9 protein-coding genes are annotated in these 13218 nt (G+C 43.7%); 2 read left to right on the top strand and 7 right to left on the bottom strand.

Going from position 1 to position 13218, the window contains the following annotated elements; genetic code table 11:
* Window positions 1–74: 74 nt before the first annotated feature.
* The gene (locus EMP01_RS07965) at window positions 75–992 is read right to left on the bottom strand and encodes a bifunctional metallophosphatase/5'-nucleotidase (protein ID WP_129020980.1); all 918 of its coding nucleotides are present in this window, start codon (window positions 990–992) and stop codon (window positions 75–77) included.
* Window positions 982–1734, bottom strand: a complete 753-nt coding sequence (locus EMP01_RS07960; RefSeq protein WP_161971260.1) for a 5'-nucleotidase C-terminal domain-containing protein — start codon at window positions 1732–1734, stop codon at window positions 982–984. Before EMP01_RS07960 ends, EMP01_RS07965 begins: the two co-directional genes overlap by 11 nt.
* A gap of 186 nt (window positions 1735–1920) precedes the next feature.
* Here EMP01_RS07960 and EMP01_RS07955 point away from each other — a divergent pair, with 186 nt between their 5' ends.
* Window positions 1921–4431, top strand: coding sequence for a bifunctional UDP-N-acetylmuramoyl-tripeptide:D-alanyl-D-alanine ligase/alanine racemase (locus EMP01_RS07955; protein ID WP_129020978.1), 2511 nt, complete (start codon window positions 1921–1923; stop codon window positions 4429–4431).
* 130 nt (window positions 4432–4561) lie between these two features.
* On the opposite strand, the gene EMP01_RS07950 is transcribed toward EMP01_RS07955, so the two are convergent.
* Window positions 4562–4924, bottom strand: coding sequence for a hypothetical protein (locus EMP01_RS07950; RefSeq protein ID WP_129020977.1), 363 nt, complete (start codon window positions 4922–4924; stop codon window positions 4562–4564).
* Window positions 4925–5321: 397 nt separating this feature from the next.
* Here EMP01_RS07950 and EMP01_RS07945 point away from each other — a divergent pair, with 397 nt between their 5' ends.
* Window positions 5322–6962, top strand: a complete 1641-nt coding sequence (locus tag EMP01_RS07945; RefSeq protein ID WP_129020976.1) for an RICIN domain-containing protein — start codon at window positions 5322–5324, stop codon at window positions 6960–6962.
* Window positions 6963–7034: 72 nt separating this feature from the next.
* Here the strand turns inward: EMP01_RS07945 and EMP01_RS07940 are convergent, their stop codons facing one another.
* The 4 genes from EMP01_RS07940 to EMP01_RS07925 all read right to left on the bottom strand — a co-directional run bounded on the left by EMP01_RS07940 (window position 7035) and on the right by EMP01_RS07925 (window position 13158).
* Complete coding sequence (locus EMP01_RS07940) at window positions 7035–7721, bottom strand: response regulator transcription factor (RefSeq protein ID WP_129020975.1); 687 nt, start codon at window positions 7719–7721, stop codon at window positions 7035–7037.
* 370 nt (window positions 7722–8091) lie between these two features.
* The gene (locus EMP01_RS07935) at window positions 8092–10224 is read right to left on the bottom strand and encodes a S9 family peptidase (protein WP_129020974.1); all 2133 of its coding nucleotides are present in this window, start codon (window positions 10222–10224) and stop codon (window positions 8092–8094) included.
* 80 nt (window positions 10225–10304) lie between these two features.
* The gene (locus EMP01_RS07930; protein ID WP_129020973.1) at window positions 10305–12434 is read right to left on the bottom strand and encodes a S46 family peptidase; all 2130 of its coding nucleotides are present in this window, start codon (window positions 12432–12434) and stop codon (window positions 10305–10307) included.
* A gap of 106 nt (window positions 12435–12540) precedes the next feature.
* Complete coding sequence (locus tag EMP01_RS07925; protein WP_129020972.1) at window positions 12541–13158, bottom strand: deoxynucleoside kinase; 618 nt, start codon at window positions 13156–13158, stop codon at window positions 12541–12543.
* Window positions 13159–13218 lie beyond the last annotated feature (60 nt).

The following is a 13218-nucleotide window of genomic DNA, read 5'->3' as shown; positions in this document are numbered from 1 at the left end:
TTGTCGAATCTCTCTGCATTTAGGAATTCAAAATTCTAAACAAAATGTGTAAAAAAAAAATTTTTTCCTCTTGTTTATTTGCTCAGAATTACAGTGTGGGCTTTCATGTTTTTTAATTCATTCTTATGATTAAAAACAAAATCTATCCTGCCTAAACGGAGTCCTGCCCAGCCTACCTGGTTGACCAGCACATCCTTGCCCACCTTGTTTTTCAGGCTTACTGGCTCTGGCAAAAAGGTATGCGTATGCCCCCCGATAATGAGATCAATATCGGTTGTTTCTGCAGCTAAAACATGGTCGCTGACTTTGTCACTTTCATACCTGTAACCCAGGTGTGATAAGCATATGATCATATCACAACCTTCTTTATTTTTCAACAGGTGCACTACCTCTTTTGCAGTCACTACAGGATCATTATACCACACCTTTCCGTAATTCTCCCTGGCTACCAGGCCATGAAGCTGAATACCCAATCCGAATACCCCTATTTTCAACGGTCCCCGGCGAAATACTTTATATGGTTTTACCTTGCCCTCCAGCAGGGTATGCTTAAAATTATAATTGGCTACCAGGAAGGGAAAGTTTGCATGCGGCAATTGCGCTGCAAAACCCTCCAGGCCTATATCAAAGTCGTGATTACCCATGGTGCTGGCATCATAGCCCATACGACTCATAGCCATTATCTCCGGCTCTCCTTTATACTCATTAAAGTAAGGCGTGCCCTGAAAGATATCACCGGCATCCAGCAGTAGTATATGTTCCCGCTCTTTGCGAATGCGGGCGATCTCGGTTGCGCGGGCTACAATACCACCCTGCCCCGGATAATTGCGATCATCTTCCGGAAAAGGATCGAGGCGGGAATGTGTATCATTGGTATGCAATATGGTCAGGCTGATGTCCTGCGCCGCCAAAGCCTCAAAAGGAAAGCTCTGTGTAGCCAGCAGGCCGCTGCCTATGGCCACTTTCTTGATAAAATCTCTTCTATTCTGCATTGCGTACTCTGTTTTGAAGGTCCTGGTAAATTGTATTTCCTCTCAGGGCGCCCGAGCGCACCTTATCCATAAGCGCATCTCTCAGGAAAACGGATGAAGGATATTTCTTGCAGGATTTCAGAAAATCACAATCATCGCCCCCATTGGCTATATAATCAGAAACGGCTACTTTATAGACCAGGTGCGGGTTTACAGATTTGCCCTGTACCAGTACCTGCTCTGCCTGCCCATTCCGGATTACATACGTCATACCGCTGACCGGCCATCCTTTTCGCTTCGCCATATGGTTGCAGAACTGCAGCAATATATCGCCCGGCACCTCCAGTATAGTTACCATATTATCAAAGGGCATCAGCTCATAAATACGGCCTTTGGTAATCGCGCCTTTAGGGATAAAAGGAATGCGTAAGCCACCATAGTTCACTACAGAAACCTCTACCCCATCCTGCAGTTTTCGCGCTGCATCCAGCTGTGCATCTGCTGCAAAATTGCCCATATTACATTCGGGCAATGCCTTGGTCAGGCTCACATCTGAATAACCAATCACCTGGTTCATATTACTGTCCATCTTTTGCTTGTAAGGGCTCAGGAACCTGACCATGCCCGTGTCTGCAGGGATTGTATCAGATATGGTCAGATTTACCGCCCGATGCTGGGTATTCAGATACTGTTGTTTCGGGCTGCAGGCAGCGATAAGCGCTACTCCGGCCAGGCCCAGGAAACGTGTGATTTTTTGGCGCATGATCTGCTTATTTATAATCGTAAAATTGCAGTAATTTATATTAACAGGGATTAAAAAATTTTTACTTTTTGTTTGGAATAACAAGACCGTAACTTTGCATTCCGGCCGGCCAAAAGCTGGTTTACTATAGCGGCATTCCGTATATTTGAACAGCCGAACATTATACATTACATTTAAAATACCATCATGTTACTTTCCGCCATTATACGCTCCCTGTCCCTGCCTGCACTACACTCCGAAACGGATATAGACATACAGGAACTGATCATTGACAGCCGCAAGGTTGTTAATGCTGCACATGCGTTGTTTGTGGCATTAAAAGGGCATAAAAGAGACGGACATGAGTACATGGACAATGCCTATGCAAAAGGCATACGCCACTTCCTGGTATCGGATGCACAGATAGACACTACTTCCTTCCCGGATGCGGTGTGGATTACAGTACCGGATACACTGGTTGCACTGCAGGCAATCGGACACTATAACCGGATGCAATACCAGTACCCGCTGATCGGTATTACAGGCAGCAATGGCAAGACTATTGTAAAAGAGTGGTTGTACGAATTATTATCTCAATGTGCCCCTTATAACCAGCATGCAGGACCGGTGCGCAGTCCAAAGAGTTATAACTCGCAGATCGGGGTACCGCTTTCTCTCTGGATGATGCAGCCTGAGCATACCATCGGCATCTTTGAGGCGGGCATCTCAGAACCCGGAGAAATGGCTGCTTTGGCCGCGATGATACGTCCGGAGATTGGCCTGCTGACCAATATTGGGGATGCGCACAGTGAACACTTCCGCAATAAGGCAGAAAAGATCCGCGAAAAGTTATTGCTGTTTGCCGAAAGCAAAGTACTGATCTATTGTTCGGACAATGATGAGCTACATGCAGAGGTGGCTGCAATGGTAGCACAAAGACACCAGACCCACCCTCTATCTCTATTTACCTGGTCTTATTACAAAGAAGCAACCCTCCGCATAACCCATACCCGTACAGAAGACCATATAACCCATATTACAGCCTTACACCAGAGAACGGAATTACAGATCTCTATCCCCTATACTGACCGCGCTTATATAGAAGATGCTATTCATTGCTGGTGTACTTTACTGCAGCTGGGCATTGCCGCAGAACGGGCAGCACAGCTGATTCCAATGCTGCATCCGGTAGCGATGCGCCTGCAACTGGTCGAGGGGATCAATAACTGTACCCTGATCAATGACTCTTACAACGCTGACTACACCTCTTTGCAGATCGCCCTGGACTTTCTTAACCAGCAACAGCAACATGGTCGCAAGACGCTGATACTATCCGATATCCTGCAGGTAAAAAAAGACTATCATACCTTTTATGAAAAGGTAGCGGCCCTGTTACAACAAAAAGGCATTAACCGCATGATCGGGATCGGACCACGACTAAATGAACATAAAGCAGCATTTGCCGCTTACCCGGACATGGAGCAACAGTTCTATACCGATACGGATGACTTCCTGAACAAAAGTAATACTGCTATGTTTCATGAAGAGACCATTCTGCTGAAAGGCGCGCGTGAGTTTGCTTTTGAGCAGATAGAAGCTATGCTGGAAGAGAAGAAACACCAGACCGTAATGGAAGTGGATTTATCTGCCATGCACCATAACCTGAAGGTCTACCAGAATATGCTGCAACCGGGTGTAAAACTGATGACGATGGTCAAGGCCTTCTCCTACGGAACCGGTAGCTTTGAGATTGCCAACCTGCTGCAATATGCCGGCGTAGACTACCTTACGGTGGCCTACCTGGACGAGGGCATTGCCCTGCGTAAATCGGGCATTACCATGCCCATTATGGTCATGAGCCCCGAGCTAGCCTCTTATGAGCAGATGATCTCCTGGAAGATAGAGCCGGAAATCTTCAGCCAGCTATCACTGGAACAATTTATTAAGGTTGCCGCACAAAAAGATGCAGAAGCCTATCCGATACACATTAAGCTGGATACGGGCATGCACCGGCTGGGCTTTAATGAAAGCGAATTACCCCAACTGGTACAAACCTTACTGAACCATCCGCAGGTCGAGGTTAAAAGCATATTCAGTCACCTGGCGGGCAGCGATGAGGCCCGTTTTGACGACTTTACACAACTACAGGCAGAACGATATACCTGCATGAGTGATTACCTGCTGGAAGCACTGCCTTACCGACCTATACGACACTTATGCAATACTTCAGCCATATCGCGATTCCCGGATTTGCAGTTTGATATGGTGCGCCTGGGGATCGGCTTGTATGGTATTGATCCCAATCCATCGACCAGCAGCCTCTTACAGCCTGTCGGATCGCTTAAGACTACCGTAGCACAGATACGCACTTTAAAGGCCGGGGAAACAGTTGGGTACAGCCGCAGAGGACAAGTCAACCAGGACAGTACGGTAGCAACTGTACGTATTGGCTACGCAGACGGCTATTTCCGGGACTTCGGGAATGGCAAGGGGGGAATGCTCATTCACGGACAGTTCGCCCCTACACTGGGCTCTATCTGCATGGATATGTGCATGCTGGATATTACAGGCATCCCTAATGTGCAGGTTGGCGATACCGTTACGGTATTCGGCACCGGACTACCGGTTACCCGCCTGGCCGGCTGGGCCGATACTATTCCTTACGAGATCATGACCTCTGTGTCTCAAAGGGTAAAAAGGGTGTACACTAATGAGTAAGTAGAAAATACTGAGCTCTCGCTGGACATAGTACATGTGGACAGCAATAACGAAACTATAAAGATCCATAATCAGGAAGGCCCCGGAAATGTTCCGGGGCCTTCCTGATTATGGCATACAAACAGAATTATTATTTCTGATCGTACAGTCTTAATGACTTATCGGCTTGTTCCAGCCATTGAGTAATTTTTTTGGTCTCGAATTCTTTCAAGCCAGCGATCCAGCTCTGGTTGTCGGTTTTCCAGGTACTGATCTTGGCTTTCAGATCGGCCAGCTTAGCGGTTTCGTTCTTTTTAGCAGCAACAACATACTGCTTAAAGTACTGATCCAGCTGTTCCATTTTCTGGTTAGATACCTGATCTTCAACATAAGGCACATCTTGTGCGTAATGAATGTTGTAAGTCTGGCTGTTTTTGCCTGCCTGCTGGGCGGATACTTGTACGCTAAGGGTTGTAGCAAACAAGAGGGCGAAAGGGAGAATCATTCTTTTCATGTTGAACACTTTGCATACAAATATATAAAAAAATCAATAAATATCAAATTTTAACCAGCAAAATTGTGTACATCACTCCAATAATCACTAATAAGCTCTTGGCATGTTTTAGTCAAAAACAATACTTTTTCCTGTTTTTGTGAATACTGTGATTTTATGTAAATAAAATAATAAAATATATTAATATCTGCCTTACCATTGTCTAGGCATTACAGTGTGCAAATTATCAACTACATAACTAAAACAGATAAAATTATCACCTAAAAAAACACTACTTAAGTTAGTCACACCGGCACAATAATTCCATCTCCAAGCCTATACATTTGTTTAAACCTTATGAAATCCTAGTGACATATCACAAGGCAGCAATCAAATATTATTCACTAAAATCAAAAAAATGATGAAAAAAATGATCAGCGCTATGGCGCTTGGCATCTGCTCTCTGACGACATTTGCACAAGAAGTAAACATTAACTGTTCCGAAGGGGCAAATTGGCAAAAAGAAAAAAGATCTGTTGTAATTTTCAGAGCCTTAGAAGGCAATTGTTCTGCTACTCTATTAAATGGGGGAAATGGAAAAATATACCTGCTAACCGCGAGACATTGTATGCCTAATGAGCTGATAGGGCAAGCTGTCTCCCGCAATTTAACTTTTGGAGTTGAAAATACTACATGCAGTAGTACTAACACAAACGGTTCCACAACTATTCCCGTCACACTTAAAGTTGTGGCCAGATCTCCTCAGGCAGGAGCCCCGCAGGGAAACTTAGACATTGCCCTGGCAGAAGTCGTATCAGACATTTCTGCCATACCCAATGTCTATCTTTCCGGTTGGGACCGAAGAGAGATTGCGCCTACATCCGGTACTAATATTGGTTTCCCCGGGATTACTACAAAAAAAATAGGCACCTATAACCAGCCTCCGTTCATATACCAAAATGATCTGAACATGCACATCCTGTTTAATAGTACCCCTAATGGCTACCAAGGGTTAAAAGGTGGATCGTCAGGATCTTCTGTTTTTGATCAACATCATCGGTCCGTAGGAGTCGTTATTAGTTCGTACAATACGGATCAAAACCCTCCATTGCCGGGTAATTATAACCCAATAGGTGTTATTTCAAAAATATCTTCTCTATGGTCCGTAGCTGCCAATGGAAATACCATGAAAAACGCTGTGGATGCTTACAATACAGATATCGAATTTGTTAACGGGATGGAACTGAGCGAGCTGAAAAGAATCCTGAGTGGTGCCAAATACCTGGTCAATAAACATTCAGGTTTTACCATAGGTAATGGGGGCTGCTATTGTGCCGTACTGCAGAGCACCGCTCCGCTAAACACTGAATACACATTTGGCTGTATCGGATGTACACCTTATCCGAATGACCAAACCAGGAGTGCTAACCGATTCTATATTCAGACCGATGAACAAGGTTACTATAAATTTACCCACCAGATGGCTGAAGAAAACCTGTCTATAGAAAACGGTTCACTCAATGACGGAGCATCTTTAAAAACCAATGCCCCATCCAATGGAGTCAACGACGCGTTTCAGCGGTTCCGCATCCTGCCTACTGGAGATGGAGATGATTCCTATTACATTCAGAATGTACGCTCCGGAAAGTACCTGGATGTAGAAGGTGCCTCTTATGCAAATGGTGCCCGGATCATACAATGGACATTCAACGGAAATAACAACCAGAAATGGTATATCCGTAATAGTGACGGAACAAATAATCCTATTTCTGCAAAAACAAACCTGCTGTCAGCTAATGAAGCACAGCCTTCTATTTCGGTATACCCTGTACCGGTTACAGATATGCTGCACATTGCACTGGGCAATAATAAACCGGAACCGAAATCGGTATCTGTCATCAATACTCTGGGTGCAGCCGTATTGCAGACACCACAACCGATGATAAACGGTGATCGTACCCTGAACATCGAGGTACAGCATTTGCCTGCCGGTGTCTATTATGTAGAAGTGATTTTCGAAAATGGAAGCAGGTCTTCTGCTAAATTCATTAAAAAATAATCATACCCTAAACATGAAAAAGTCCTGTACATTATTTGTACAGGACTTTTTTTTATAGTAAAAACGTTTTGTCTATTCTGACATTTCAAATTTGTACCCTACTCCTTTTACGGTGGTGATGAGGTCTATACCCATCTTCTGACGGATCTTACGTACGTGTACGTCAATCGTACGATCACCTACGATCACATCTGTACCCCATACTTTCTGCAGTATCTCATTGCGCAGGAACACACGGCCCGGTTTGGAAGCCAGCAGGTTCAGTAATTCGAATTCTTTTTTAGCCAGGATGATTTCTTCTTCTTTATACGTAACCGAAAACTTGGTTTTATTGATCACCAGGTCACCGAAACTGATCACCGATTCTTCATCACGATCTTTCTTTACACGACGCAGGGCAATGTTCAGACGGGTTACCAGCAAGTCAGGCTTGATCGGTTTGGTAATGTAATCGTCTGCACCCAGTTCCAGGCCCATGATCTCGGATTTCTCATCGCTCATCGCGGTAAGGAAGATCACGATAGTACTGTCGAGGCTTGGGATCTGTCTGAGTTCTTTAATGGTCTGAAAACCGTCTTTTCCCGGCATCATTACATCGAGCAGGATCAGGTCGGGATTAAAATGTCTGGCCACACGTACCGCATCATTACCGTTGGTAGAAGAGGATACTTCGTAACCCGCTTTTTCTAAATTGTAACAAATGAATTCTACAATGGGTTGTTCATCGTCTACAACCAGTATTTTACCTTTTGGAAGCATCAGGATTTGTATTTTTAAAATTGTACGGCAATATTAAAGACTCTTAACAAATAATTCATATTATGTTATTGTAAACATTGGATCTGATATTATATCTCAGATTAAAACATACACAACTACATATCATCTTCTTACATTCATCAACTATTCTACAGCGAAAAAAGACTCACAAATCCGTGATGAAAATACATATTTTTAGCGGCAATCAGTAACAAATCCAAACGAAACCACTAAAAAAATATGCCATAAAACATTAACGAAATACTACGATTGACAACATTGCCCATCATCTTAATCACAACAGCACGCTCTAAAAAGACAAAAGGTACACAGCTATTGTGTACCTTTTGTCTTTTTATTAAAACCTGTATTACTTCAGATAATCATCAAAATAATCAGCGATCTTCTGCATCAGGTGTACCCTGTCTTTACCGCCAACATTATGCGGGTGACCCGGGTATACGAAATAGTCCAGCTGTACATTTTTATCTACACAAGCCTTGATAAACTTCATAGAGTGCTGCCATACCACTACATCATCCTGCGCACCATGAATCATCAATAACTTGCCTTTTAGGTTCTCTACTTTAGTAAGCAGATTATTATCTGCATAGCCTTTAGGATTTTCCTGAGGAGTGTCCATATAACGCTCTGTGTACATGATCTCATACATGCTCCAGTCGATTACCGGACCACCGGCTACAGCTACCTTAAACACACCCGGATGACGCAGCATCAGAGAAGTAGTCATAAAGCCACCGAAGCTCCAGCCATGCACGCCCATACGGGAAGCATCTACAAATGATAAACCTTTCAGGTAGTTTACACCCACCAGCTGATCATTCATCTCTACAGTTCCTAACTGACGGAAGGTAGCCTGCTCAAATTTCTGACCACGATTACCACTGCCGCGACCATCCATAGTGAAGATCACGTAGCCGCGCTGTGCCATATATTCGTACCACAGGTTACCGCTGGCCGGATAGTTATCCGTGATCAGTTGTACGTGCGGGCCGTTATATAAATATACAATTGTCGGATATTTTTTAGCCGGATCAAAGTTTGTCGGGTAGATCAGTTTACCAAACAGCGGTGTACCGTCATCAGCCATCAGGGTTACTTCCTGTACCTTAGGGCGCTCGTAGCTTACCAGTGGGTCTTTAGCGGTAAGAATGTTCTTCACCAGCTTACCATTGCTTTGCACTACATTGATATTGCGCGGCGTAGTGGCATTACTGTAACGGTCGATCAGGTAACTACCCGATTGGCTCAGGTCTACCGTATGCACACCCTTACCCTGGTCCAGACGCTTCATGGCACCAGTGCTCAGGTTTACGGCATAAGCATGTTTTTCTTTTGCAGACTCTTTTGTTGAAGAGATGATCACTTCATTAGACTTAGTGAAGCCGATCAACTCATTCACCACCCATGATCCTGCAGTAACAGCATTCAGTAATTTACCGCTGGTATTGTAACGGTATAAATGGGCAAAACCATCACGCTCACTCCACCACAGGAACTCATTGTTCTTACCCGGGATAAAAGTCAGCGGATGCTGCGGTTCTACATACTTATCATTCTTTTCTTCAAATAATGTTTTTACCAGATCACCGGTACGGGCATCATACTGGTTCAGCCACATATGATTCTGCGCACGGTTCAGCACAGCTACATATATATACTGCTCGTCAGGACTCCAGGTTACTGCAGTCAGGTACTGGTCCTTAGGTGTGCCGGTTTTCAGGAATACTGTTTTACGGGTAGCAATATTATATACGCCGATAGTCACCTCATGTGATTTACCACCGGACATCGGGTATTTAATGTTTTCATTTTTTGCAGGTGTAACGGCCCAGTTGATTACCGGGTAGTCATTCACCATGCTTTCATCCATACGATAGAAAGCAACAAAATTCTGCTTAGGCGAAATGAAGATACCACCATCGATACCAAATTCATTACGGTGTACACTCTGACCGTTCTTAATATGTGCGGTCTCCGCATCGTTGGTGATCACGTGTTTGTTCTTCTGTGCATCTACCAGCTGCAGGTTATTACCAACAGTATACGCCACCATACGGCCGCTCACTTTCAGGTTTTCTGCTGCACGATCGATAGAGAAAGGTCTTTCTACCAGTAAATTATTGCTGGCATTACCTAAGAAATACAGATCGTTTTTCAGCTGAAAATAAGGCACTTCATTATCCCAGTGTATGGCCGGAATGGCACGCAGACTATCTTTCCCGAATACCAGCTGGTTAAAGCTGCTTAAAGAAATCCAGGGTGTCTCCTTCATAGAAGGCACTGCCGTTTTGAATACCTGGTTGTTTTTGGTAAATACATAGGCATCTTCATTCGGCAACCAGCTCAGCTGGCTCAGGTTTTCTACCGCAAGATTGGTGCGTAAGCCCAGTACAGCATCATTCATGCTGAACTGTTTGTTCTGCGCCGAAAGACTGAATGCTCCGGAGACAAAACTTAAGAGTAATAAATATTTTTTCATGTATCTAAATCTTTCTGAATAATGATAAAAACAAAATGCTACGACCGATAATGATCGTAGCATTGTATATGGCTGCAAGCTTATTTTACGACCTGCATTTCTTCGATCAGGTTTTTCGCGCCACCCAGTTTATCAATGATAAACAGTACGAAACGTGAATCTACAACGATCGTTCTTTTGTATTGTTTGTCGAAAGCGATATCACCGCTCATCGCTTCCCAGTTACCGTCAAATGCCAGACCGATCAGCTCTCCGTTCTTGTTGATCACCGGACTACCGCTGTTACCACCGGTAATATCATTATTAGTAATAAAACAGGTTACGATTGTACCATTCGCATTCGCATACTCACCGTAGTTTTTATCATTGTATAAATTGATAAATTCTTTAGGCAGGTCAAACTCATAGTCATTTGGTTTGTACTTAGCCATCAGACCATCGATAGTTGAATAGTAATTATAGGTAACTGCATCCTGAGGGTTATAACCACCAACAGAACCGTAGGTTACACGCATAGTAGAGTTCGCATCCGGAGACCATGCTTTTTCTGGTTGCATTTTCATCAGGCCATCGATATAATCTTTAGCAAGTTTAGCTTTAGCCAGTTGGTATGTTTCCAGTTTCTCTTTAAAGTTTTTATCTTGGTTGTCCATGAAGCTACCCATGTATTGTACAGCTGGATCATTTTTCAGCACATCCGCATTCGGATTGGTTACGAAGAAATCAAATTTCTTGTTGTCCAGTAAAATGGTGTTATCTGCCAGGTACTGCGCATAGTTTTTGAATGCTTCAGCAGGCTTGTTGCTGTCAAATTTCTTGAAGATAACCGAATTATAGATAGTCGGCTGCTGGCTTGCAGGAATCTCCATATAATACATCTCCATAGTTTTAGCCAGGATCTCCTGGTCAACTTGAGCAACATAATCTTCCATCAGGCTGTTACGGTAAGATTTCAGACCATTTACCGCTTTAGTAATGTCTTCTTTTTTACCGGTTTCAATCACCTTCAGTACGCTGTTTGCTCTGGCAGCCAGCTTAGCCAGTACCGGAGCTGAAATACCTTCTGACAGGTATACGTTTTGTTTCGCGTAAGGGCGGTAAGCCGCATAGATCTTACCGAAATCTGCCATGATATTTTTATAACCCGGACGGTTTTTTGCAGCCCATTCGGTGAATGCTGCTTCGTTCTTTTGCTTGTCTGCAATTACATTCAGGCGTTTAAGCTGTTCTGTCTGACCGATATAATATTTCCAGTAGTTCGCAATGCTTGCATAGCTGGAAGCCAGTTTCAGGTTAATTGCTTTATCCTGACGCATATATTTGCGCATAATAGCCAGACGGGCATCACGCAGCTCCACGATAGAAGGGTTCACTTCATTGATCGACATATCTACACCGTAAGAAGTTTCATAACGGTTCGTACGACCAGGATAACCCATAACCATAGCATAGTCTGTATTTTCTACACCCTGGATATTTACCGGTAAGAATTTTTTAGGCTTGTATGGAACGTTATCTTTAGAGTATTTAGCTGGTTTGTTATCCTTGTTGGCATACACACGGAACATAGAGAAATCCGCAGTATGGCGAGGCCACATCCAGTTATCGGTATCACCACCATATTTACCTAAAGATTTAGGAGGGGTACCTACCAGGCGCACATCAGTAAATACTTCATACACCAGCAGGAAGTATTGGTTACCGCCAAAGTAAGAAGAGATTTGTGACGCATATTTACCACCTTCGTTTGCTTCGGCAGTGATATCTTCTAAGATTTTATCGGTTTTCTTTGCTTTCTTCTGAGCAGCTACAACTTTCTCTGTCACATCTTCCATGCGTACCAGGAATTTCACACTCAGCCCTGCAGCTGGTAATTCCTGATCCATAGACTTAGCCCAGAAACCGTCTTCCAGGTAGTTTTTATCAACAGTACTCAGGTCAGCAATATTACCATAACCACAGTGGTGGTTAGTGATCAGCAAACCACTCGCAGAGATAATCTCTCCGGTACAACCGCCTCCGAAATGCACAATGGCATCTTTCAGGCTGGCCTGGTTAATGCTGTATACGTCTTCAGCAGACAGACGGAAACCCTTAGCTTTCATAGAATCGATATTTTTACCGATCAGCATAGGGATCCACATCCCCTCATCAGCTCGCGCACTGAACAAAGTACAGGCAGCGGCAAAGGATAATAAAATTTTCTTCATTATTCTTGATTAGATTTAAAATAGAAATCAACGCAATTTACAACGCTTTTCGCAGGCATAAAAGCATTAAAACAAAAATCCCCCAGAAAGGGGGATAAGTATATTTTTACTGAACAGTGAAAAAGTGGTGTTCGAAATCGTAATCCTTTTCGAGGAACTGCACCAGCTCGTTAAAATGTTCATCACTTTCAAAATCAACATTGTTCATCTCCACCATCAGGACTTTAGAATGTTGCTTCAGGAAAGGCTGGTAGGCATTCTGTACCTTCTCCAGGTATTCAGTACTGATATGCTGTTCGTAACTACGTCCGCGTTTCTGTATGTTCTGCTTTAATTTACTGATAGAAGCATGGAGGTAGATGAGCAGATCCGGTTTCATTACCGGTGGTTTGAGGTTATCCATTACCCGTTTAAACAATTCCATCTCGTGTTGCGTTAGCGTCACTCCGGCAAACAGATTGGATTTTCCATATAAGTAATCTGCAACAATCATCGGCGCGTCTGCGTCCAGTTTACGTAACTGTTCAAATCGGTCCAGCAGGAAGTGCAGCTCAACCGGCAATGCATATTGTGCCTGATTTTCGTAGAAGGAAGAGATAAACGGATTTTCAGAAAAAGTTTCCAGCACCAGCTCGGCATTATAATGTGTGGCCAGGCGTTTTGCCAGTGTCGTTTTCCCCGAACCTATATTCCCTTCAACTGCAATAAAACGATAATGCGACATCTCTTAATTTTCCGAATTTTGGAGCACAAAAGTAACAAAGCAGGCGAGCAGATAAAAAAA

This window comes from Edaphocola flava, assembly GCF_004118155.1.
Lineage (GTDB): Bacteria > Bacteroidota > Bacteroidia > Chitinophagales > Chitinophagaceae > Edaphocola > Edaphocola flava.
Note: the sequence above shows the minus strand (reverse complement) of the source record. Positions and strands in the feature narration are given on the sequence as shown.